Origin of the sequence: Legionella sp. 16cNR16C (assembly GCF_021297775.1) — a bacterium.
In the GTDB taxonomy this organism is placed as follows: domain Bacteria; phylum Pseudomonadota; class Gammaproteobacteria; order Legionellales; family Legionellaceae; genus Legionella_C; species Legionella_C quinlivanii_A.
On record NZ_JAJTMX010000003.1, the window covers coordinates 981130 to 1005241 of the forward strand.

A 24112-nucleotide genomic window follows, 5' to 3' on the forward strand; every position below is an offset into this window, starting at 1 on the left:
TCTGATGAAAAATGATCTTTAATAGGGAGATGTAATGAAAGAATATTTTAATGCAATTGATACAGAAGAAGATAAAGATGAATACATGCCTTGGTAATTCAAGGCTGTCAAAGCATTCCTTCTTAGTAGCTTCGCTGTTGATATGAAATTAATTCTAAGCAATGATGTGTTTGCAGTAATCGATGATTTCTTAAAGCCATCCGGTTTTGAAAAAATCTGGAATTATATTCAAACTGAAAAATTTAAGTTTGTTCATTCTTCCAGATGGGTGAATGCTTTTAGTCTCGAAGATGGTGCCCCTTTATGGGGCAACGTTACAATTTCTCATCCTAGGCCAGAACCTTCCACTACAGAGCAGGTATATCCTACAGCTACAACCATCGATTTATTTATTCAGGAGCTCATAGTAAGCTCTGCTGAGTTCCCTCATCTGATAGGTCTTAAAGACAGGGATTGGGATTTTTTCTATGCCAGACCCTATCTTTATCCAGGTTCAGGGCTTTCTTGGCATACTGACGGGAAATACAAAATCTCTGGCGCCTATGCGTATTATTGCCATCCTAACTGGGATATGAATTGGGGAGCCGAATTATTAATTAACCCTGTACCCCAACAAGATTTTGAATATCCTGAAGTGACTTTAATTAATAATCAGAGGAAAAGGGTTGGGTTTCACCTTAACAGTAAAGAGTTGAATACCTATATTGGTGATGGGATAGGCTATTACATTGACCGAAACCTAATCGGTTAGTTATTTTTAGGAATGACATTTTACATTGCATAAAAAAGTAGAAAACGCCGCAGGAAACCAGGTCAGGGCATCGATAACAGGATTTTTTATGAGCAATGCAAGAAGATATCCCTTATAATGAACAACCCAGTCATTATCAATTAAAAAAATGGTCTGCCTGGTGTTCTGCCCATTTTGCCTCTTATAGCTTCTTTGTTAAATATAAAAATGCTCTTTTACGATGCAAGCAATTTTTGTATGACTTTGGACCTCTATCCACATTAGACCACGCTGCTTTATATGATCATTGGGTTTGGGAAATGAAGCCGCATGTACTGGACGAGGAAAATATTTGCTGGATTGGTTATGATTATTCAAAATCAAAAACATTAAGTTTTTTCTCCTATGGAACTAACATTGAACTTAGTTTACTTGAAGGAAATTTAAATGATGAAGAGTTCTTGGAGCTATGTAGATTTTTTTCCCCAATTTCTTCATCAAATGAAATTTTAAAAAAGAGTTTTTTTGAACTATCTTATTGGTCGCGTTATAGCAATTGCATAGAAAATGCTTGTATTAATAGAGATGAATATAAACCGCCTTCAAGTTTATGGAATTTAAGATGGCCAATACATAATATCCTCAGAGGAGGCAAACCTGATTGTGATATGAAAAATCTAAATTTTCTCAATTTAGATTTTATTCCAGATAGTCAAATCATTTATGGCGATGAAAATCAGGTAGAAGAGATTCAATTTGTTATGTTTCCTAATAATGGTAGGAGGAACCAAACTGCATGGTTTCGTGTGTTCAATAAGTCCTCTTTTCCAATAAAACCAGCACCCTCCAGATTACCTAATATGAATTCATTTAGTGGATATGGTAATTTTAATTTGACTGTCTTGCGTCCAAAGAATGACATGATTTCGAGCAATATCTATATTGCGAGTGTGAATGGCTGCTACGGGCCACATGATGCTCTTTGGTGGAATAATGAGAATGCTTATCTATTGCAGCTAAGTGCTGGCGTAATAATTCTATAGAGTATTTTAAGAAAATTTTTGGCCAGCTTGTATAGTTACAACAGCCTTCAAAACTGATATACAGCGCGCACATGGCCTAAGGTGCTTGCTTTATCGCCTTCACGTCATTCATACTGGCAATTAAGCCATGCTGGCCTGTGTCATCGACCCAGAAGACAATACCACCTTGATAACGTTCGCCAATCTGATGGCTGATGGTATTGGCACTAATTACATCGCCTTCGATACGGATGCCACTACCAGCCTGATAATGGCCTGCTGGTCCTCGTTCGCCCTTTGCCCCAGGCATACCCTGCGGGCCTTGTGGACCTGCGGGAATGGAGGCAATTTGCCTGGCTAAAGCTGCAATCTGATTGGAAACCACGACCATTTGGTCTTGCAGCATACCAATGTGCTGCCAGATATCGGTATCGCCTGCATTTGCACCGTTAAAACACAAACAAGAAAAGGCGGTTATAACTAATTTTTTCATGAATCACCTCATTAACGGTTTGCGCGTTGCTCCTTTGAAATAAATCCATTAGATACCGCTGGAGGAGATTGCAATTTGCGAATGTGCTTCAGGTTATATTGATGTTAGTCATTCCTGCCTTTCATTGCAGTAGATCTTTTCCATTGGTTTAGAGTTTAAGTAGCCCCAAAAAGGGGCTTAATAGTTTAAAAAAACATAGGTCTGACCATCAAACTCTACCGAACAATAATCATTAATAAAAAGATCACGAGCAAACGCTTCATAATCAAAATAGTAGATTAAACTATTTGGCATTTGATGTTCATAACACTCATCAAATAACTCTCTGGCAAAATCAACCTCTGAATCATAACTACCTTGGTAATGTTCCTCCAACATCAGTCGTGCTTCATCTATTGAATAATCAGAAAGAAGAGCTAGGCCTAGCTTTCCGTGTTCTTCGATGAAGGATGTATACTCCACAATATTGCTTATTGCTTCATATTCATGGATTTTGATGTTGCCAAATCCTTCATAATCATGGATGGCATAATCTTCAGCATCGGGTTCAGTACTGTTATCTAGCATGTCCCAGATGTTTTCCATGATTTCGTCTTCGCTTTGTGTGGCATCAACCCAAACACCATGCAAGAGTATTAGCAAATTAGGCAGTCTCGTGGCATTCGCGTGTGGTTAAGCAAAATTTTACTTTGCCATATGAAGATATCAATCCAGTAGAAAGCTATGCCCTATAATGAATATATCTTTAGAGCTATTTACATTATCGATGGACCATATTTCTGACGATACTTCTCAACACCCGCCTTGTCCGAAAACAGCGTCGATTTCTCATACTCATGATTTTCCGCGATATCCGCTATGACCAGGCTTTTTTCGCCATTGACTTCAAATTCAACCAACAGGGCACGGTCCGCTCCGTCCAGGCGCCCGCTCGCCAACCCGTCGCGATTTTTTAACTTCTCATAGCGAGCCGATTGCGTTTGCTGGTTCTTTAAAGCTTTCGCTAACTTCTCTACAGGCTTGGGACCCTTAGAATATCCCGCTAATACTGCTCGTTGGATAATGACTCGCTTCCACGGCACGCTCGCCTCTGCTCTCTTCTTCGGCATGTAAACCCTGAATACAACTTAATTATTAATGGTCCGATATTATACACGCAGACATTTATCTTGTAATTAGTTTATTTTTAGGACAGTTATTATTTTTGAAACACATAAGTTCCCGGCGCATCGCAAAGCGGGGGATACTCTTTTTCTATATTACCCATAGGAGGAGGAGAAATCTGATTTCCGGATTGTTCAACCAGCCACTGCTGCCACACCGGCCACCAGGAACCCTGATAGGAAGGCGCTTTTTCAAGCCAGCAATCGGAGGTGAGGTATTTGTCATGCGGTTTGCGGGTGCGTATTTGATAACTGCGGCCTCGATGACCCGGCTCACTGACAATCCCGGCATTATGACCGCCGCTGGTCAGCACAAAGGTAATTTCAGTGTCCGTGAATAAATGAAGCTTATATACGGAACGCCAGGGAGCAATATGGTCGGTTTGCGTACCGACAAGAAATACAGGCACACGAATATCACTTAAAGCAATACGCCGATGGTTAACACGGAATCGTCCCTGGACCAGATCATTATTCAGAAACAGATTATGCAGATATTCAGAATGAAAACGATAAGGCAAGCGAGTGGTATCATGATCCCAGGCCATTAAATCATTTAAGGGCCTGCGTGCACCCAGAAAATAATCGTGAACGATTCTTGACCAGACCAGATCATTGGAACGGAGCATACTAAATGCACCAGCCATTTGCTTGCCATTTAAATAACCCTGCTCCCACATGATATCCTCAAGATAAGTGACCTGACTGTGATCAATAAATAATTGCAGCTCACCAGGCTCTCTGAAATCAACTTGCGCAGCAAAAAGAGTGACGCTTTTAAAACGCTCATCGGATCTGCCTGCCAAAGCAGCAGCCACCATACTTAACAGAGTTCCGCCCAGGCAATATCCTACGGCGTGCACCTGCCGGGCAGGAACAATATTTAGAATCGCTTGTAAACCTTCCAGAATCCCATGGTTAACATAGGTATCAAAACCAAAGTCGCGATCGTCATGGCCGGGATTTTTCCAGGAAATCATAAAAACGGTATGACCTTTGCTCACTAAATAACGAACCAGCGAATTATGCGCTGAAAGATCAAGAATATAATATTTCATAATCCAGGCGGGGATGATAAATATTGGCTCTGGATACACTTTTTCGGTGGCAGGAGAATACTGAATTAACTCCATCAGGCGATTTCTAAACACCACTTTTCCGGGAGTGACCGCGAGATTCACGCCTACCTTAAACTTCTCCATTTCTTTTGATGGCAGGTGGAAGCACTCCCTGAACAGATCTTCCATAAGGTTTGCAGCACCATCAATAAAATTCTGTCCTTTCGTCTCAAAGGTCTTTTCCAATATTTCCGGGTTTGTCCAGGGAAAATTGCTGGGCGAGAAGATATCGAGAAATTGACGCTGAACAAAATTAACCACCCGCAAATGGTGTGGTGTAGCGCCGCGAATGTTCCAGGTCATTTCGTTAATTGCCTGCTCAACCATTAAAAAGTGCTGAACATATAACGAGAAAGGAAAATTATGCCAGGACTCCTCTTTAAACCGTTTGTCCTCCAGTTTAAGCTGCATACAATGTTCAGTCAGACTGGTATTAGTCTGTTGGCAATGAATGGCAAAAAATAATAATTTGACTACATTTTGCCAGTTCTTTCGCGCGATATCAATTTGCTTGGCGGGTGCCATATTGAAATGAGAGAGCCAGTCAAAAAAAGCCAGCGACACTGATGCAGGTGACAGCCATCCGGTAAAACGACCTTGCCAGGAGTGTAACAGAATGTCGAAAATTTGCCCTTCATAATGCCCATTGGCCGGCGGCTCGACCGGTTGCAATGACTTGTTGTCTGGATGCGGCTTATTCTTTTCTACCATTTACAATCCCTTTCAATGGAAGAGATTTTCAATTCATGGACCGAATCACATCAAACTCTTCGTCCTGCCCCAGTTCATCACAGAAATGCAGGCTTTCCTGTGCCTTATTCTCTGGCGCTAAAACAACTGTATCCTCATTATCCTGTTCATCAATGATTTCTTTAACATTTCTATTACGCATGACCTCTCCCGGATTTAAACTTATATTTTAACTTTAGCCCATAAAATAATTTTTGCTATCAGACAAGACTTGTTGCCAAAGCAATCACTTGTTGTATATAGTTTTTAATCCCCCCAAGAAAGGAAGGAAGTCATCTTGTTAAAGCGCGACATATCAAGAACCAATGTTTTAATCGCTGCGGCAGGAGGCATGATCGGTTCCGGCTGGCTCTTTAGCCCTTTTATCAGCGCGCAAATGGCGGGAAGTAACGCGTTGATTAGCTGGGTGCTGGCGGCCTTGTTTATGCTGTTTATCGCACTTCCTCTTTGCGAACTCGGAGCCATGTTCCCCATTTCGGGCGGGATGACGAATTATCCCAGTTTCACCCACGGCAATGAGGTCGGTTTTTTATTTGCCTGGACCTCCTGGTTATCCTATGTGGTTATGACCCCTATTGAAATTCAGGCCATATTGCAATATTCAAGTCACTTTTTTCCCGCATTAATCGTTAAAAATGCCAGCAGCTTCACCCTTTCCGGGCTGGGTTATTTTATAGCGATTGTAATTATGCTTTTTGTAGTATTTCTTAATTCCTATGGAATAAAAATGCTGGCTGAATGCAACAAATTCGCCAGTATCATTAAGTTTCTGGTCCCAAGTATCGCCATCGTAGCGCTGATCTCAAGCGCTCCCTCGATGGGAAATATCAATATTCATCTCAATGATAAAACAGCCTGGGTGCAAATATTTACCGCCTTATCGGCCGGCGGTGTAGCCTTTGCCTTTACCGGCTTTCAAAATGGTCTGATGCTGGCAGGTGAGGTGCAGAATCCGCAACGCAATATTCCCATAGCCATTCTTGGCGCCGTCCTTATCGGATTTGTATTGTATTTCATGCTGCAACTTAGCTTTCTGGTTGCCATACCCTCCTCCTATCTGGCCAATGGCTGGCATAACTTAAGCTTTCCAGGCGATAGCGGGCCCCTGGTAGGTTTAAGCTTATTATTGGGTCTCGGGCTTGTTGCCATCCTGCTGATGTTTGATGCCGCGTTTTCCCCTTTTGGCACCACACTGGTGTATACCGCAGCTACTTCGCGAATCGTATACGGCATGGCATTGAACAATCACCTGCCCAAATTTTTCACCCGCTTAAACCGCCACCGTATTCCTTATATTACCCTTTACGTCAACCTGCTGGTGGGATGCTTATCCTTTTTACCTTTTCCCGGGTGGCAAAAGATGGTGGCCTTTTTATCGTCCTGCAGTATCCTGTCTTACGGTATAGGCCCAGTCTGTTTATTGGCCATGCGGAAACTGCAACCGAACCGTGAAAGACCCTTTCGACTGTCTGCCAGCCACTTTTTCAGTCATGCTGCCTTTTATGCCTGCAATCTGATGTTGTACTGGTGTGGATTTGATATTCTCTGGAAGCTTGATTTGGCGTTACTGATTGGTTTTATTATCAATCGAATCAGTCAAAGAAAAAAACTTGCCTTTACAGATAAAAGCCTTTACTGGTTTGCAGTTTACATGGGCTCGATGCTGCTGGTTTCCTATCTGGGCACTTTTGGCGGCATAGGCAGGCTTAATTTCCCACAGGATATTCTTCTGATACTTCCCTTAAGCATGGTTATTCTCCATTTTTCGCAGAAAGTATTGGTGGATGATAAAAAGCATCAGGAAATCACTGCTAATTTATTGATGGCTGAGGCAATGGAGTCCTGAACTGCGGATAACTGCGAAAAATTCCCTCTCTCTAGCTCTCTCCCAGAGGGAGAGAGGACTTTAGAAAAAATCCCCTCTCCCTTTGGAAGAGGGCCAGGGTGAGGGTTGATTTTGGCTCTCTCAGGCCGGGCCGGGAGCAATCGACAGGTCATCTTTTACCTGTAAACTTTCCACATAGGCCTTGCCGTCAATAAAAGCCATATGAGTACCGTTATTTTTTTGCATGGCATGATTAATTTTCTGGCAGAGCTCATCAAACGACAAGTCAATATACTCTCCTTCATTAGGATCAAAAAAGGAGTAGGTTCCACCGGTTTTTTTGATGACCATTGAGTGCCCTTCAAACTCGAATCGCCCTTTCCGAAAAACCGAAAATTTTACATAATGCCCATCGGGAAGGGCATTAAGCTTTTCCGCCAGACGAGTTTCATTAACCATTCCATCCTTTTGATTCGATTCAAACGGTTTAAATAAATCATGAGGATAAATATTAAAAAAATAGGCAATCACTTTCTGAAAAAAGGTGCTGACATGAAGAATATGACTTTTTTTCACATTAGATTTATTAATATCTGAGACATTGAACCGGTGCCTGGATGCCATCGGCTTTCTTTCTATCAAACTTAACAGTCCATCATCCTCTCTTATCTCAAAGGAAGTTTTTGCAAACGCAGCGCTGAAGCGATTAGTTGATGAAGACGCTTTTCCCAGCTTGTCCTCCATAATTACAAAATTACAAATTAACTCACAAAGACCATTAAACTTCAGGTTAATTTTATGCAGATCGGCATAATGATCTTTTTTTTCCTTCACTTCAGCACAGAGAGGAGCCTGATCAAATTTAATCAGCTTTTTTTGCGCTCTATTGCACTTCACCCCACGTGTCTGAAAATTGCCGGAACCCAAAGCCGGGTTTTTGTTAAATAGCTCAGCAAGCTGATGTTCGGCATGGAATGATCTGTTTGCCAGCGGAATAGTGGAGAGGTCGTCAATCTCCCGGAAATTAATTGTATCGTTTTCAAGGACTGCGTAAATTGATAACTGCTTTTCTTTCATAACAACAAAATCGAATAACAAAACCACTTCATTTTAGCACAAAAAGACAAATTAAGTAACAAAAAGAACCCTAAAAATCCATTCTGCTCGAGCTAATTATGATACAATGACCGATTTTCAATCATTACTCCATATCATGTCCAAACAGTTGCTTTCCCTTACCGGGCTACATGTTTTTTTTCTTTGCCTGAGTAATGTGCTGGTGCAGCATCCAATAATAGTTCTTGGTTTTCATACTACCTGGGGAGCATTCTCCTATCCGGTCATCTTTATTCTAACGGATTTAACAACAAGACTGACCGGCGCAGCAACTTCCCGGCGTATTATTTTTCTGGCGATGCTGCCTGGTTTGTGCAGTTCTTATTTAATCAGCAACTGGTTTAGCTTCGGCAGTTTCTGGGTCAATAATCCCTTTGCCCTGCGAATTGCACTGGCCAGTTTCAGCGCCTATGTTTTGGGCCAACTAGCCGATATCAGTTTTTTTCAGCGCTTAAGACAGCGACCCTTCTGGTGGGTAGCGCCGACCGTTGCAGGCATTTTTGGTAACATTCTCGATACCTATTCTTTTTTCTTTATCGCATTCTACCAGTCAAGCAATCTCTTTCTTCGAGCCCACTGGCTAGAGATAGCCAGTGTTGACCTGGTATTTAAGCTGGTCATTAGTATTGGGTCCTTTGTTCCTCTTTATGGCCTCCTGCTCTCACTGATTTTGTCCAGCAAGCAAGAGCGCTTAATGAAACATGGCTCCCAAAGCGATACAACCTTGCCCGGCATGTAAACCGATGGCCGTTGAAACCGGCTCAACGAAAACGGGTTCCTGGCCAAAAGCCTCATATGTCATTGCCGCAAACTCAGCGGCTTTTTCCGGTACGCCAGCATGTACGATACAGTAATTATCCAGTGAACTGGTTTTGGCAAGCTCAGTGACGATATTAACCAGTTTTATTAACGCCTTGGTTTCACCAAACGCCTTGTCCTTTATCACCGCTCTGCCTTCCTGATCAAAGGAAATAATGGGTTTAACACCTGAATAATGTGCAAACATTCCTTTTAGTCTGCTGACTCGTCCTGATCGGATTAACGCATCGAACTGGTCGACCATGACAAATAAATGCGTCCTGCCAGCTCGTTCAGCCAAAGCAGCCTTGATCGCTTCAATTTCCATACCTTCCGCAATCAGCTCAGCCGCATAATACAATAACAGCCCCTGCGAGCCGGAAACCAGACGAGAATCCATTACATGCACATTGCTAAAATTGTCAGCTACTTTGCAAAGCGCATCATGCATCCCGCTTAGCACTTTGGCGACACTCAAAACCAGTACCTGATCGTAATGCAGAGATAGATATTCAATTCGCTCCCTGATTAAGGCGGGAGCAGGAAACGACGTTGTGGGATAAGCGGGCAGCGACGATAAGCTGCTATAGAAATCCTTACTTTCGATACAGTATCGATCCAATAAATCATGGCCATCGTAATGCACATTCAGATTAATCAAATGAATCTGAAAATCATCAAGAATGGCCTGCGGAATATTAACGCTGGAGTCGGTAACCAAGGCAATGCGATAGCGGCTTTCATGCATCACCTGATACTGTCTCAGCATATCCTCAACCTTGGGGGATTGTATGCTGCCGTGCTGTCTTAAAATTTTGAATACCGAAGGCGGCTGGTTGCAGTGGAGATGCAGACGGCATAATTGTTGATTAGCGGTGAGAACAATGCTGTCGCCATGCTCCTGCAGGGAACTGACAATCTCGCTTTTATTGAGCTGCCTGCCGGCGATGATGGCTTCAGTGCAATAGCGATTCTGAGGCGGATTCCCAAGGACAGGTTGTTCATGCTGATGATTTTCACTAACCGGCACCTCTTCAATCTCGTCATCAAGCGGTTGAGGATTTGCCAGATAGCTGGCAAATCCCTCGACAAAAAATCCAAAGCCTAAAGCCCCCGCATCCTCCACCTGCGCTTCCCTCAGGATTGCAAGCGTGTTTCTCGTCGACTCAACTGCCGCCTGCACCTCGGGCAATGTCTGGTTTAGCAATTCGACCACGCAGTCAGTATGAGCCGCGTCCCGTTCAAGACAGGCCGCCCATACTTCCATGACAGTCAGTATGGTCCCCTCGACCGGTTTTAGAATTGCAGCACGAACACTTTGCACCGCCGTTTTTACCAGCTGCGCAAACGAGCGGGTATCGAGGGGCTCAGGCAAAGGAAGTGCCTCCATAAAGCCATTAAAAAACTGCGAGAAAATCATTCCGGAATTGCCGCGCGCCCCCATAATGCCGGCATCGGCCAACGCCTTGCAGGTTAGCTCCAGCCCGGGCTGCTGCTTGGCGTAAGTCACAATTGAGCGTGCGGTGGCCGCCATATTATCGCCGGTGTCACCGTCAGCAACCGGGAACAGATTAATCGCATTTAAATTTTGCCGTTGAGCTATTAGCGTTTTGCAGGCACTCATTACGGCTGAGTGAAGCAATGCCGCGTCTAGTTGCAGTATCGCCATGATTATAATAAATAAAATGGAACCTTAGATTAAGCATACTCCCGCCTCTTTTTTAAAGCAACGGATGATATTAATCTCTCAGCGATTGTTTTTTTAATGCAAAAAACTGATTTACCAGTATTTATCCTGTAACTACTTTCAGGCTTATGCCATAATTTCCGGGAATATGACCGGCTAAAAGCCAATACAAACAAGACAAGTACAATGATTTATTCCGATTTACGTGATTTTATTGAACAATTGGAAAAGCGGGAATTATTAAAGCGAATAGATTATCCGGTTTCACCCTTCCTCGAGATGACGGTGGTAAGCGATCGGGTATTACGCTCTGGAGGTCCAGCCTTACTGTTTACCCGGTCTCATGAGCGTATTCCTGTTCTTACCAATTTATTTGGTACTGTGGAACGCGTTGCCCTGGGTATGGGAACAGAGCAAATCAGTGCGTTGCGAGAGATTGGTGAACTACTAACCAGTTTAAAAGAACCGGAGCCCCCCAAGGGTTTTAAAGATGCGTTGGGCAAGCTTCCCTTACTGAAGCAGGCTTTAACGATGGCCCCGAAGCTGATAAAAAACGCCCCCTGCCAGGAAATTATTATCGAAAAAGAGCAAGTGGACTTGCTTTCGCTTCCAATACAAACCTGCTGGCCCGAGGATGCGGCACCACTAATAACCTGGGGTCTGGTGACCACCAGGGGACCGAATAAGCCACGCGAAAATATGGGCATCTACCGCCAGCAGGTAATTGGCAGAAACAAACTGATTATGCGCTGGCTTTCTCATCGCGGAGGAGCTCTGGATTATCAGGACTGGCAAAAAGCCCGACCGGGTGAGCCATTTCCAGTTGCAGTGACTCTCGGGGCCGATCCCGCTACCATTCTCGCGGCCGTTACCCCAATTCCGGACACGCTTTCCGAGTATTCCTTTGCAGGACTTTTACGCGGCCAACGCACTCAGCTGACACAATGCATCGGCAATGATCTGCACGTTCCCGCCAGCGCTGAAATCATTCTGGAAGGTTATATTGAACCAGACTCGCTGGCGCCGGAAGGACCGTTTGGCGATCATACCGGCTATTACAATGAGGTCCAATCATTTCCTGTTTTTACAGTGGAGCGCATCACCCACCGGAAAAATCCCATTTATCACAGCACGTATACGGGACGCCCGCCGGATGAACCCGCCATTCTCGGTGTTGCCTTAAATGAAGTATTTATTCCCTTGCTGCAAAAGCAATTTCCGGAAATTGTCGATTTTTATCTTCCACCGGAAGGCTGTTCCTACCGTCTGGCGGTGGTTACAATTAAAAAACAATATCCCGGCCACGCCAAGCGGGTAATGATGGCGGTGTGGACTTTCTTGAGACAATTTATGTATACTAAATTTGTAATCGTATGCGATGATGATGTGGACGCACGCAATTGGCAGGATGTTATTTGGGCGATGACAACGCGAATGGATCCTGCACGCGATACGGTGATGATTGAGAATACCCCCATTGATTATCTTGATTTCGCCTCACCCGTTTCGGGCTTAGGCTCCAAGGTTGGATTTGACGCAACCAGTAAATGGCAGGGAGAAACGCAACGTGAATGGGGAAAACCGATCTCCATGGACGCGGAAATTTTGGACAAGGTAAACAATTACTGGGAAAAGCTAGGACTTAAATGATGGACAATACCGAAGTTACTGCTCAAGTTGAGCACATTAATCCCTTATCAGACAGTATTATCGAGTTAATACTATCTCCTTCTCATTATGTGGATTACGAAGCTGGCCAATATTTGCAGATCAAAACCGATAGTAGCTATAATAGCTATTCCATTGCCAATGCGCCCTTAGGCTCGCACAGATACGAATTACACATTCGCCATACAGGCAGCCCCTATAATCAACCGCTTTTCACACAAATTAAAAATGAAGGGCAAGTGACCCTCCGCCTGCCCTTCGGGAATTGCACCCTATCCAGACTTCAACCGGGAAAACCCATTCTGTTTATTGCCGGAGGCACTGGATTTGCACCTGTGAAGGCAATGATTGAGCAGTTATTGGCAACCGGCGATCAACGGCCTTTTGAACTCTACTGGGGAGCTCGCTCACACAGCGATCTGTACATGGATGATAAAGTAAAGCAATGGCAAGCACACACCAGCCATTTTAAATATTTTACTTTATTACCTCCCGAATCGGATTTTCTGGCTCCGCTGGCAATAAAAAAGCATCCTCAAGATCTTAAACAATTTGAAATAATTGTCGCCGGTCCCTTCGATATGGCTTATATTGTTCGTGACCAATTATTGGCTCAGGGCCTCGATGAATCCCAGTTGTATTCAGACGCGTTCAGCTTCAAGGAAGGAAACAGGAAATAATGGAAACCTTTTATCAAATCCTTGGGATTGCCGCCGCAGGCTTGATTGTCTGGTATCTCTATCGAACAGTAAAAAACCGGCCCGAGCTTTTCAGTCGTGAAAATATGAGCAAAAGTTTTGGAACAATGGGGGTTTTGGCGATCATTCTGATCGCTTTTATTGGTTTTTTGATTTTAATGTTGAAGAATTCCTGAGGATAAATCCTTAAGGAATTGCTTCGCTTTACTCAAATCGTTCTATTGCAAATGCCCATCCACCAGCACCAGCTGCCGATCAGTGCTTGCGGCAAAATTTGTATCATGGGTGACAACAATAACCGTTCGCTGATAATGATGGGCAATTTCTTTCAGCAGACTCTGTACATTCTGGCTTGCGGCGCTGTCTAAATTCCCTGTTGGTTCATCAGCCAGAATGACCACCGGTTCATTGGCCAGGGCCCGGGCAATTGCCACTCGCTGACTTTGGCCACCGGAAAGCTGTTTAGGCAGCTTATTCATTTGTGAGCCCAACCCAAGCTCCTCAAGCAAGCCGCTGGCACGCTTGAAAATTTCCTCTGCTGTTAAATACCCTAATCGCTGCATGGGTAACATCACATTTTCAAGGGCAGTAAATTCGGGTAATAAGAAATGAAACTGAAAAATGAATCCTAATTTGCGTAAACGAATACTTGCCAGCTGTTCCTCGGTGTAATGACTGATGTCCTCATTCTCAATCCAGATGCTGCCCATGCTTGGACTATCCAGTAAACCCAGCAAGTAGAGCAGGGATGACTTGCCTGAGCCGGAGGGGCCGGTAATCGCCAGAAATTCTCCGCTCTCAACCTGCAGGCTGACATCGTTCACTAAAGTAATGGGTACTTCTCCTGCCAGTTTCCTTGTTAAATGTTCCACTTTTATCACTGAAGCACTCATATTTCACCTCGCAGAATTTCTATGGGTCTAACCAACGCGGCTTTTCTGGCCGGCAATAAACTGGCAAACAATGCCGCAATTAAGGCGAAGCCACCGGCAATAGCAAACTGCTGCCAGCCCCAATCCATCGGCATATGAATTATTTCGGTGCTTCCCGGCGTTTTAAATTCAATTTGCATCATTCCATACATGAGAACACTGCCTAAAGGCAAACCCATCAGGCAACCTAAAACTGCGAGTATAATTCCCTGTGCCAGAAAAATGCGCTGAATGTCTTTCGCATGAAAGCCCATAGATTTTAAGATAGCAATATCACGATGTTTTTCCATAACCACTGTCGAAATCACATTGTAAATCCCAAAAGCCGCCACAATCAGAACCGCGGAAACTACGGTATACATAATGATGTTTCTAATCATAAGGGTATTGAGTAAATCCTCTGAGGCCTCTTGCCAGGAAACCGATTTATAACCAATATGATGTTCAACCTGGGAGGCTAACTTAAACGCCTGATAAGGGTCTTTTAGCTTAATGGTGATGGCATTGGCACGGTTTGGTCTGTTCAGCAAAGCCTGCACTCTTTTGAGTCCGGCATAAACCTGAGTATTGTCAAAATCAGCTCGCCCAGTACGAAATATGCCCACGATTTTGAATACTCTCACCTGATTAGTGCTGGCGATAATAGTTAGATTATCGCCCAGGCGGCGTGATAACTTTCTGGCCAGTTCACTGCCGATAATAATGCCATCCTGATTAGCTATCAGATTATCGAGAGAACCTTGCTTCATATAGGAAGCCAGAGTAGTTACCTGTCCAATCTCCTCTGGCAGCATACCGTTTAAATTAACCCCATAATCCTTGCCGGCAAAATTAATGAGTACCTGACCTTTCAGGAAGGCTGCCGCCAGTATGTTCGGATCGCGGCGAAGATAAGAAATAACTCCCTTATAACCCCTGATGCCGCGAATTTCAGTAAGCGGACGCAGATTGCTGATTTCAACAGCCCCTTTAAAATAGCTCTGTGCCGGCTGGATACGCGGATTGCGAAATTCATCGGTAATTGCGATATGGGCGGTATTATTAATCAGACGATTAATGAAGTCTCGTTCTGAACCCTGCATGGTCGCTGAAATAGTCAGAAAGAAAGATACGCCCAGTATAATCCCTGATAAAGACACCAGACTTTGCCTTTTTCTCGCCATTAGATATTTGATCGCAATCTTCACCGACAGGCTCATGATTTATCCCGCTCCAAATGGATGCGAACCGAGAGATTTTCTCTGAAATGGCTGTCGGGAGAAACCGCTATTAAATCATCAGTGGAAAGGCCGCTTAAAATTTCCACTTCATGCTCACCCTTGGCTCCCGTTTTAACGGGCAGCAGCTTAAGCCGGCCATCTTTAACCAGCCAGACTTTATCGTCTATTACCGCACTTGCAGGAACAAGAAGAGCATGCTTGTTTTCATAATAAATAATATTGGTTTCAGCCGTCATGCCAATCTTGAGTGGATTTTTCTTAGTAAAACTGACCCGTACACGATAGCTGCGGGCGATGGGATCCCCCTTGGGAGTGATTTGCTGTACGACTCCATGAAAGACTTCACCGGGGAATGCATCCGCGCGGATGAGCACCGCCTGGCCAGGCTGTACTGCGGCAATATCTTCCTCATCGATTTCAGTGGAAACCCTGAGCGGTGCACAACACATCAGCCAGAAAATGGTTTGATTGGCAGGTATCAGTTCGCCAATTTCTCCATCGCGGCGAATGATGGTGCCATCGGCCGGAGAAATCAGCTGCAGATAAGCAAGCTTCGCTTCAGCCGCATCCACAGCGGCCTGAGCAGCAAGCCAGCTTGTGCGATCGCTTTCATACTCATTCAGCGATACGTTACCTTTCTTTATCAAAGAGGCGCTGCGCTCGAATTTTTTGCGTGCAAACTCTTCGCGTGATTTCAATTCATCAAGATTATGTTCGAGTTCTTCATTGTCAAGCTGTGCTAAAACCTGTCCTTTTTTGACCACACTGCCCTCATCGACATTTAACTCAATAAGACGCGCGGTTATTCTCGAGGCAATAGGCATCATCACCGATGCTTCTACGGTGCCCGTTCCATAAGCTGCCTTGACTGCAGTACCAAAATAGGGATGTGTGACCGTAATACGCCGGGCCGGCAAAAGAAAATAGCTGGCAGCAATACCCATTGCGATAATCAATAATACAGCCCAGCGTTTTTTCATATCTGCCTAGACTAAGAGCAATTGTTGGTTCTGTATTAAGATCTTAGACAACAGAGTCTGAAAAGGAAAATGAGGATATGAGAAAGCGGATTAAGCTTGTGATTTATTCAGCCACTACTGCCGGGAGTTTAAGTGACTCGGCAATTTTATCCAGTAATTCATTTATGTTAAAGGGTTTAGTGAGATAATAAGTTGCTCCGTTTTCCAAAGCCTGCTTTTGCGCTAGCCGATCGCCATGTCCGCTAATAACAATTGACGACATTCGGTTATTACGCTTTTTCAACTCCTGCAGTAACTCATTGCCATCCATATAAGGTAAAAATAAATCAATAATCAGACATCCCTGCCAGGTTAAGGAAAATTTATCCAGAAAATCCAGTGGACTTCTGTATATCTCCACCGGAACATTAAAGAAAGAGTCTAATAGAAAATGCAAGGCGGAACACACCGCCTCATTATCATCGATGATATAAATTGTCTTGATGGTCATTATATTGCTTCCTTTATCGGGAGAGAAATGGTAACCCAGGCTCCCTTTTCATTATCATTTATTATCAGCGAACCACCGTGAGCTTTAATCAGACTGCGGCAGATTGATAAGCCCAGTCCAGTTCCCTGAGCTTTGGTAGTAAAATAGGAAGAAAGGATTTTATTGCGTATATTCTCAGGAATACCAGGACCATTATCACGGAAATGAATATGCAAGTACTCACCCTCTCTTACAGTAGAGACAGTAATTAGCGGTTTATTGCCAACGTGTCCTTCAAAAGCCTCGATGCTGTTTCGCCCCAGATTGAGAATAACCTGCATTAATTTAATCCGATCAAGTGGTATTAGGGGTAGACTTTCTGCTAATACTAGCTCCACCCGCAATTTGTTCGATTTTTCATAATAAAGAAAGGGAATTGTTTGCCTGATTAGCTCGTTGATATCCGTCAACTCTAAATACATTGTGCCATCGCGCATGAAATCTTTCATGCGATGTAAAATCGTACCCGCGTGTTCCGACTGATTGGCTATTTGAGTCAGGGGGAATTTCAGACTACTAAATGCTGGATCTTGTTTTATCTTGTGCAGGCAACTTCGGCTATAGGCCTTGATAGCAGCAAGCGGCTGATTAATTTCATGCGCCAATGCGGATATGAGTTCACCCATGATATTGCTGCGCGCCACTCGCTCTAACTCAGTTTGCTGTTTGTGCACCTCCCTTTCCTGTAATTTAAACGAAGTTAAGTTTTTAATATGCAAATACAGTTTTTTACTTTGGGAATTGACAGGCTCTATTGGCGCAACATAAAGCTCATAGTGATACATTGCTTCATCGAGATTGGAGTTTTCGATAACTATAACGCTGGGATCTCCAGATATCGCCTTGCTGCAAGCGGCCATAATTCTGCTTTTTAAGGACGTGCGCCCCTCCAGCAGACGAGGCAGACTCATCCCAATAGCGATTTTTGCTGCAAAAACCTGAGAAAAGGTGTCTATAAACGACTTATTCATGGCTATGAAGTTAAAATCACCATCCACTGCGGCTATTGCTTCATTGGCCGCTTGAAACAGGCTATTGATTAGGTTATACGCTCGATTGAGCTCATAGAACTCGGTTTCCAACCTGCGTAAACTGGTCACTGGAGAATCATCCAGCATATACGCTCCCTGTAAAACTTCTAATTAAACAAGCACAAATGAATACATTCAAGCAGGTTTACTGTGAATGGTTATTAGCAATAACAGCGGACAGTCTATACTAAACAAGTGATCTCGAAAACAAGGAGACGGAATTAATGTGGAGAATACTTTTTCCGCTTGTTTTCGCTTTGCACCTCGGAGCCGTTCATGCGGACATCCCCTCCAATCCTTTTGGCCCGAATGTTTATATTTTCGATACCTCCATGAAATCCATCGAGATCAATCGACTGATTCAATTGATTTATGAGGATCAGCGCTTCAATGAATTCGGTGTTGAACGCTATGCCCTGTTGTTTATGCCTGGTATTTATGGAGGCGATGAACATATTGATGTGCGCGTTGGCTATTATACCCATGTACTGGGGCTCGGCAAATCACCCGATCAAGTGCTTCTTATCGGTGCGGTGCGTACCCAGGATAAATCGCCAATAGATGCTAACCATCCAGAGCAAGGCCCTGGCGCCACTACTAATTTCTGGCGCGGTGCTGAAAATATGGCGATTCTGCCCACCCTGGGTTCCTTGAGTTATCCCGAAACCGTCCCCCATGATCAAAATGTCTGGGCGGCAGCACAGGCGACTTTTCTACGGCGAATTCATATAGTCCAGGGCTCTCTGCGCCTTTTTGATTTAGGTTATTCCAGTGGAGGATTTATCGCTGACTCCCTGATTGACAAGACCGTCTATGCGGGTACCCAAAAACAATGGTTAACACGAAACTCCAGTTTTAGCAACTGGGAGGGCGGCCTTCTGAATATGGTTTTTTCAGGGGTTACTGGTCTTATTCCCGGCGGTGAATGGCCTGATCCCGCTTATGTGGTTATTGAAAGATCACCGGTGATCAAAGAAAAACCGTATTTGTTTTACAAGACCGACAGCAATGAGTTTGCACTTAATTTACGGAGTCTGCAAAAAAATTCATCTGGAACAGATTGGGAGGCAGAGGGAAAAATAATTCCCGTGCGTCAATGCTTTATTGCATTTCCAAACGTCACTGCGGCGCAATTAAATGCGGCATTACTCAGTCATGAATGCCTTATACTCACACCAGGTATTTATCATCTTGAAGATACTGTACACGTTACTCAGGCCAATACGATTATTTTTGGTCTGGGTTTTCCCTCTCTGGTTAATGATACCGGTAAACCTATCCTCGCGGTCGCAGATGTGGACGGCGTACAGCTGGCTGGAATCTTACTGGAGGCAGGCCCTTTATTCTCGACTACGTTATTACAAATAGGCGCAGAAACAAGCGGTTTGTCGCATGCTGATAATCCCATCTTCCTTTATGATATATTTTGCCGCATCGGCGGTCTCTCATTTCCCGGTCAGAGTGAAACCTGTATCGAAGTCAACAGCGATGATGTCATAGCCGATAACCTCTGGCTTTGGCGCGCCGATCACGGCCCCAATGTCGGCTGGTTTGTTAACAAGGCCGATACTGGCATTATTGTCGATGGCAATAATGTAATCATGTACAATTTACAGGTCGAACATTTTCAGAAATACCAAACCATCTGGAAGGGTAATAATACTAAGGTAATCCATTATCAATCCGAACTTCCCAATGATCCCCCCAATCAGGAAGAATGGCGGAATGGATTAAGCGATGGTTTTGCCTCCTACAAGATTGATAATTCCGTTTTATCTCATCAGGCTTTTGGCATTGGGATTTACAGTCATTTTACTGAGTCGGACAATATTTATCTCGAAAATGCCATTGAAGTTCCATCCACTCGGCCGCTTGACCTGCAGTATATGCTCACTTTCTGGCTTGGGGGTCATGAGAATACGGGTATTCGACATATTGTTAATAATCAGGGCAGTGAGGTCAATTCAATCCATCAAAAATCGACCCTCCCTCATTCTCCAGGCGTTCTTGAGCACACTATAAGCATTCCGTAACGAAAGCAAACCCCAGGCTTAGATTTGCACTACAATAAAGATTATTAATTAATCATTTAAAGCAACCTATGCCAACCCGACAACCCCAAAAATTTATGCCTAATAACGGACGGCAGCGTTATTTGATTAGTAAAAAATCATTTGATGCCATCCAGGAATATCAACAGCTATTAGCCCAGGGCAAAGCAGAGCCTGGGATTCATATGAGAGCGGCTATCAACTATTTTTTAGCTGAAGGCCAAGAGGAGTACAATCCTGGCAAGGCGTTTTCCCCTGAAGATTTGAAAAAAATTGGCTCGTTAAAAATTGAAGACTTTGCCCAGCTGATCATGAATACCAGAAAAAACTGGATTTTTGCAGAACGGGTAAAAATTGGTGACAACCAGGCCTGGAATGCCGCTGAGTTTAAAATTTTGAGCACTGTCGGCTCAGTCATTGAAAATGCCACCGTTTATGATAATGGCCGCCATTCAAATCCACAAATCCAGGGAGATGCCCGATACGCAGATAATCCGCACAAAGTGCATTTACTTTGCGTGCCCGGAGCCATTCTTGATGAAAGATCCAATCCAGTCGATGCACCAAGAATCATTGATACCAAAGAGGATGGGACGAAAGTCATTAATCAGGACAAGTACAATGAAGTCTACATGGAACGTTTGGAAATCATGTTTGCCCAGGCCAATGAATTGGGGAAACAGGAAGGGCGCAAAGCCCTGGTTACAATACCAGGCATCGGCAATGGCGTATTTGCAGGCGCGTTTGCCGGAAAAACTATACCCAATCTTCAGGAAGCAATCACAGCCACTTTAAAAGCCCATCCGGAATGGGAGCATATTGGCTGTGTCTGGCTGGATGGCTGGAAAAGTGATGTGGTTGCCGATGTGAATGTCGGCAATACACTGCTTCGCGTTCGTAACTCCGGAGGAGAAAATGGCGACAAGAAATTGTATAGCGGGCAGCCTTTTTCAGATCTGGGGCAATTATCAAAAGCAGAAGAATTTGCCGAATCCGCAGCAGAGCAGGAACAATTCAAGGATTATTGCCGCTGCAAAATATTTGCCTGGGATCCATTTTCCTATGAGGGCAATGACTGGGTAAAGGGATCTCGCCTAACCGATGAAGGTTGTATCGCCGCTACCGATGCTCATGCCATTATGTCGGGGATTGAAGGAAGCTACAAAACAGTTCCCGGGAATGAGCGTGAGAAGGCCTTCCAACCCGAAGGGTTTGCAACCTGGGATGCCGCATTTACCGAGAACAATCTCAAGCAATCGATTGCCGATCGTCTTCATGTCTATAATGGTAAGGCGCTGGTTAAAAGTCATGAGGTAAGCAGTAGCTTTGAGCAAAGCCTAATAAGGAATATTCAGGATCACACCCCGGGGAAGCCTTTTCTCAGCCAGCATTATGCTAAAGCCGACTGGCCTTATGTAGCACGGTATATTATGGCAAATGAAAACAGCATCACAGCCGAAATGGATTCACGAGTAGCCTATCATATACTCCCGAATGTTATAAAAGAGGCTAAATTTGTTGACCAGAAAGGATTGGCCAGTATCAGCCATAGTTATGCACATGGGGCTAATGGAGGCAGACATCACCTGTATAATAAGGCAGCCGCTGCTGAAGGGATGAATCTTATTAAAACTGAGTTACATAGTTTACGCGGAGATGCTTTAAAACGCGGCATTCTGGATGCCTACAAGGAAAAAATTGCCGCCTGTTATTCTAAAGAAGAGCTCGCTGACTTACGCAAGACTTATGATAATTCAGACGACAAGAAAATTATTGAAACTTCTCAAGGTCTTATGAGCAGTATCAGAAAGCTTGAAACCTCTTCGCAAAAGGAAATGAACCAAATGTTTGATTCCGCAGAGGAGCGCCTTAAGGAATTTGAACCGGATTATAAACCCAGTGTGGGATAGCCATTGCTATAAATTTTGAAGGGTGTGATAGTTGATTACCCCAATTTAATAAATCGCTTTATGCATTTGCTTATAGATTTTGACGGCACCATTGCCAATTCCGCTCCGATGCTCTTGGAAAAGCTTCGGCAGACGGTTCCTTATCCAATAGAACTTGAAACACTCAGAGGTATGTCCTTTAAAGACATACTCATTCGCATGAACGTCGGCAAACTGCAGTTTTTGTATTTAATCTATTCTATTCGCAGAGATTTCAAGCGAAATTTGCACTCTATAGGGCTTGTGGATCAGATGGAGGAGGCGTTGAAGGATTTATGCCAACAAGGCCATCATTTACATATTGTCTCCTCCAATTCCGCTAAAAATATTGAGCAATTTCTAAAGCATCATCGGATTAGTCACTATTTTGAGTCCATTTCCAGTCTGTATACGGTCTTCAATAAAGCCTCTGGTTTAAAAGCTTTGCTTAAAAATAAAAACATGTCTCATTCAGATGTTATTTATATCGGCGATGAGATCCGCGATATTGAGGCCGCCTTGGCCGCTGGCATACGAAGCTGTGCCGTTTGCTGGGGAGTTAACAACGAGGAAGCATTAAAACGCCATCACCCCCATTTTCTTTTGAACCACCCGCGAGAACTTGCAGCAGTTTTTACCTGAAGATTTGTTTAGCAGCTTACATAGGGCGACTTTCCATCACCCAGTACGCAGGTGAGGTCCAGCGACAATATGAAGAATATTGAGAAAAAGCTAATCTGGACAACTAAAAAAATATTTAGTCTATAATAACTAAGTACAAATTGATTCACTAATACTCAAGGAAGAATTTAAAAGAAGTTTAGTCGTGCAGAGCCAGCCTCTGGAGGCTGTTCTGCAATGCAGTTTGTAGTCATGGTGCTTTATATCCAAGTATTACCTGTTAACAGGATTTAACTTGAAATGATGGAGGTGAAACATGTCTAACAAACAATTTTCGGAACGATTGAATCGAGAGCTGGATGCTATTGGCGTTCCCTGTATGTACAAAGAACGCGTCAAAGCTGTCGCGAAGATTTTTAAATTGCCCTCATTCACCGCTCAAGAACTACTCAACGGCAGCCTGTTCGATATTAAGCTAGTCGATATCGTCGCTGCTGAATTGGAAGTCAATCCACATTGGCTGCTGGGTAAAAGCCCGGTGAAAACCAAAGTACACTAAGAGAGAACATTATGTCCAGCGACGTGTTTATCTGTGCGCCGGTGCGCACAGCAATTGGTACATTTAATGGCAGCCTGAAGAATACACCCGCTCCCGATCTGGGAGCGGTGGTTATTCGGGAAAGCCTGCGGCGTGCCGCATTAGATTCCGATACAATCCAGACCGTGGTTATGGGGCAGGTGGTTCAGGCCGGCGCCGGCATGAATCCGGCACGACAGGCAAGTATTAAAGGCGGCTTGCCTGTTCAGGTTCCGGCTTTTACCGTCAATCGGGTGTGTGGATCTGGCGCTCAGGCTATTGTTTCCGCCTATCTTGAAATCATTAGCGGTAATATTGACTGTGCTGTGGCCGGCGGCATGGAAAATATGGATCTCGGCCCCTACTTATTACCGTCAGCCCGCTGGGGTTACCGGCTCGGTGATGGGAAAGTTCGAGACAGTGTGCTGCTGGACGGTCTGCATGATATTTTCTCAGGTCAGCACTCAGGATGGCATACTGAAGATTTAGCCAGCAAATATCAAATATCACGCGAACAGCAGGATGCCTGGGCTCTGCGTTCTCAGCAACGCTTTTCCAAGGCCCAGCAAGCAGGTGATTTCAACAAGGAGATCGTTCCGGTTGAAATTGGCTCCCGCAAGGGAATCGAATTATTTCAACAGGATGAACATAACCGCGCAGACACCACATTGGAAATTCTTGCCAAATTAAAGCCAGCGTTTCGTCCTGAAGGCACGATCACAGCGGGTAACGCACCCGGTTTAAATTCAGGCGCGGCGGCCATGATTATCGCTAATGCGAAAACTGTTAAACGCTATCAATTGGAGCCTATGGCAAGAATCGTTGCCTATGGCATTGCTGCCGTTGAGCCAGGTGAATTTGGCATTGGTCCTGTACCTGCGGTCAAGCAGGCATTAGAACGTTCGCGCTGGAAATTGGCCGACGTGGAACGGGTAGAAATTAATGAAGCCTTTGCCGCTATCAGCGTGGCGGTGCTGAGCGAACTAGGCCTTGACGAATCCATTGTCAATGTCGATGGCGGCGCCATTGCGCATGGGCATCCAATTGGTGCGACAGGCGCTATCCTGACTACGCGTTTGCTTTATTCAATGGCCAGGGATCATTTGAAAAAGGGCTTGGTCACCTTATGTATTGGGGGAGGTCAGGGTATTGCGCTTGCCCTTGAACGCTAAGAT

At 44.3% G+C, this 24112-nt stretch carries 22 protein-coding genes and 2 pseudogenes; 12 read left to right on the forward strand and 12 right to left on the reverse strand.

Going from position 1 to position 24112, the window contains the following annotated elements; translation table 11 throughout:
* Positions 1-142: 142 nt before the first annotated feature.
* Positions 143-869 (forward strand): annotated as a pseudogene (locus LXA66_RS14460) (2OG-Fe(II) oxygenase).
* Positions 850-1808, forward strand: a pseudogene (locus tag LXA66_RS14465) (hypothetical protein); the annotation flags it as partial. The pseudogenes LXA66_RS14460 and LXA66_RS14465, both read left to right, overlap by 20 nt.
* Positions 1809-1849: 41 nt before the next feature.
* On the opposite strand, the gene LXA66_RS14470 reads toward LXA66_RS14465, so the two are convergent.
* From LXA66_RS14470 to LXA66_RS14490, 5 genes are all read right to left on the reverse strand, one after another.
* The gene (locus LXA66_RS14470) at positions 1850-2245 is read right to left on the reverse strand and encodes a collagen-like protein (protein WP_233013710.1); all 396 of its coding nucleotides are present in this window, start codon (positions 2243-2245) and stop codon (positions 1850-1852) included.
* Between the two features lie 177 nt (positions 2246-2422).
* Positions 2423-2896, reverse strand: coding sequence for an antirestriction protein ArdA (locus LXA66_RS14475; RefSeq protein WP_255665429.1), 474 nt, complete (start codon positions 2894-2896; stop codon positions 2423-2425).
* 104 nt (positions 2897-3000) lie between these two features.
* Positions 3001-3327: a hypothetical protein gene (locus tag LXA66_RS14480; RefSeq protein WP_233013712.1), complete on the reverse strand. Its 327-nt coding sequence runs from the start codon at positions 3325-3327 to the stop codon at positions 3001-3003.
* 116 nt (positions 3328-3443) lie between these two features.
* The gene (locus LXA66_RS14485) at positions 3444-5237 is read right to left on the reverse strand and encodes an alpha/beta hydrolase (RefSeq protein WP_233013713.1); all 1794 of its coding nucleotides are present in this window, start codon (positions 5235-5237) and stop codon (positions 3444-3446) included.
* A gap of 28 nt (positions 5238-5265) precedes the next feature.
* A complete protein-coding gene (locus tag LXA66_RS14490; protein WP_233013714.1) occupies positions 5266-5418 on the reverse strand; it encodes a hypothetical protein in 153 nt (50 codons plus the stop codon).
* 135 nt (positions 5419-5553) lie between these two features.
* Here LXA66_RS14490 and LXA66_RS14495 point away from each other — a divergent pair, with 135 nt between their 5' ends.
* Positions 5554-7122 (forward strand): APC family permease, encoded by a 1569-nt coding sequence (locus tag LXA66_RS14495; RefSeq protein WP_233013715.1) that lies wholly within the window; start codon positions 5554-5556, stop codon positions 7120-7122.
* Between the two features lie 120 nt (positions 7123-7242).
* Here the strand turns inward: LXA66_RS14495 and LXA66_RS14500 are convergent, their stop codons facing one another.
* Positions 7243-8178, reverse strand: a complete 936-nt coding sequence (locus LXA66_RS14500; RefSeq protein WP_233013716.1) for a YopT-type cysteine protease domain-containing protein — start codon at positions 8176-8178, stop codon at positions 7243-7245.
* Between the two features lie 106 nt (positions 8179-8284).
* Here LXA66_RS14500 and LXA66_RS14505 point away from each other — a divergent pair, with 106 nt between their 5' ends.
* Positions 8285-8956 (forward strand): 7-cyano-7-deazaguanine/7-aminomethyl-7-deazaguanine transporter, encoded by a 672-nt coding sequence (locus LXA66_RS14505; RefSeq protein WP_233013717.1) that lies wholly within the window; start codon positions 8285-8287, stop codon positions 8954-8956.
* On the opposite strand, the gene LXA66_RS14510 is transcribed toward LXA66_RS14505, so the two are convergent.
* Entirely contained in the window at positions 8909-10684 is a 1776-nt protein-coding gene (locus LXA66_RS14510; RefSeq protein ID WP_233013718.1) for a DegV family protein, read from the reverse strand. The genes LXA66_RS14505 and LXA66_RS14510 overlap by 48 nt on opposite strands.
* Positions 10685-10888: 204 nt before the next feature.
* On the opposite strand from LXA66_RS14510, the gene ubiD reads away from it, so the two are divergent.
* From ubiD to LXA66_RS14525, 3 genes are read left to right on the forward strand one after another with little or no spacing between them, the layout of a single operon-like run.
* The gene (ubiD, locus tag LXA66_RS14515) at positions 10889-12352 is read left to right on the forward strand and encodes a 4-hydroxy-3-polyprenylbenzoate decarboxylase (RefSeq protein WP_233013719.1); all 1464 of its coding nucleotides are present in this window, start codon (positions 10889-10891) and stop codon (positions 12350-12352) included.
* The gene (locus tag LXA66_RS14520; protein WP_233013960.1) at positions 12352-13050 is read left to right on the forward strand and encodes an NAD(P)H-flavin reductase; all 699 of its coding nucleotides are present in this window, start codon (positions 12352-12354) and stop codon (positions 13048-13050) included. The genes ubiD and LXA66_RS14520 overlap by 1 nt, the downstream gene beginning before the upstream one ends.
* On the forward strand, positions 13050-13244 hold the full coding sequence (locus tag LXA66_RS14525) for a hypothetical protein (RefSeq protein ID WP_112218701.1): 195 nt from the start codon (positions 13050-13052) through the stop codon (positions 13242-13244). Before LXA66_RS14520 ends, LXA66_RS14525 begins: the two co-directional genes overlap by 1 nt.
* A 42-nt stretch (positions 13245-13286) precedes the next feature.
* On the opposite strand, the gene LXA66_RS14530 is transcribed toward LXA66_RS14525, so the two are convergent.
* The 5 genes from LXA66_RS14530 to LXA66_RS14550 form a co-directional block, all read right to left on the reverse strand.
* Positions 13287-13961 carry an ABC transporter ATP-binding protein gene (locus LXA66_RS14530; protein WP_112218702.1) on the reverse strand — a complete coding sequence of 225 codons (675 nt, stop codon included), beginning with the start codon at positions 13959-13961 and terminating at the stop codon, positions 13287-13289.
* The gene (locus LXA66_RS14535; RefSeq protein WP_233013720.1) at positions 13958-15199 is read right to left on the reverse strand and encodes an ABC transporter permease; all 1242 of its coding nucleotides are present in this window, start codon (positions 15197-15199) and stop codon (positions 13958-13960) included. The genes LXA66_RS14530 and LXA66_RS14535 overlap by 4 nt, the downstream gene beginning before the upstream one ends.
* Positions 15196-16200: an efflux RND transporter periplasmic adaptor subunit gene (locus tag LXA66_RS14540; protein ID WP_233013721.1), complete on the reverse strand. Its 1005-nt coding sequence runs from the start codon at positions 16198-16200 to the stop codon at positions 15196-15198. The genes LXA66_RS14535 and LXA66_RS14540 overlap by 4 nt, the downstream gene beginning before the upstream one ends.
* Positions 16201-16303: 103 nt before the next feature.
* Positions 16304-16690 (reverse strand): response regulator transcription factor, encoded by a 387-nt coding sequence (locus tag LXA66_RS14545; protein WP_233013722.1) that lies wholly within the window; start codon positions 16688-16690, stop codon positions 16304-16306.
* A complete protein-coding gene (locus LXA66_RS14550) occupies positions 16690-17847 on the reverse strand; it encodes an ATP-binding protein (protein ID WP_233013723.1) in 1158 nt (385 codons plus the stop codon). The genes LXA66_RS14545 and LXA66_RS14550 overlap by 1 nt, the downstream gene beginning before the upstream one ends.
* 137 nt (positions 17848-17984) lie before the next feature.
* On the opposite strand from LXA66_RS14550, the gene LXA66_RS14555 reads away from it, so the two are divergent.
* The 5 genes from LXA66_RS14555 (at position 17985) to LXA66_RS14575 (ending at position 24109) form a co-directional block, all read left to right on the forward strand.
* Positions 17985-19793, forward strand: a complete 1809-nt coding sequence (locus tag LXA66_RS14555; RefSeq protein WP_233013724.1) for a hypothetical protein — start codon at positions 17985-17987, stop codon at positions 19791-19793.
* A gap of 68 nt (positions 19794-19861) precedes the next feature.
* Positions 19862-21721 (forward strand): hypothetical protein, encoded by a 1860-nt coding sequence (locus LXA66_RS14560; RefSeq protein WP_233013725.1) that lies wholly within the window; start codon positions 19862-19864, stop codon positions 21719-21721.
* A 60-nt stretch (positions 21722-21781) separates the two neighbouring features.
* Positions 21782-22381 (forward strand): HAD family hydrolase, encoded by a 600-nt coding sequence (locus tag LXA66_RS14565; RefSeq protein WP_233013726.1) that lies wholly within the window; start codon positions 21782-21784, stop codon positions 22379-22381.
* 295 nt (positions 22382-22676) lie between these two features.
* The gene (locus tag LXA66_RS14570) at positions 22677-22919 is read left to right on the forward strand and encodes a hypothetical protein (RefSeq protein ID WP_058507009.1); all 243 of its coding nucleotides are present in this window, start codon (positions 22677-22679) and stop codon (positions 22917-22919) included.
* A gap of 11 nt (positions 22920-22930) precedes the next feature.
* Positions 22931-24109: an acetyl-CoA C-acetyltransferase gene (locus LXA66_RS14575; protein WP_233013727.1), complete on the forward strand. Its 1179-nt coding sequence runs from the start codon at positions 22931-22933 to the stop codon at positions 24107-24109.
* Positions 24110-24112 lie beyond the last annotated feature (3 nt).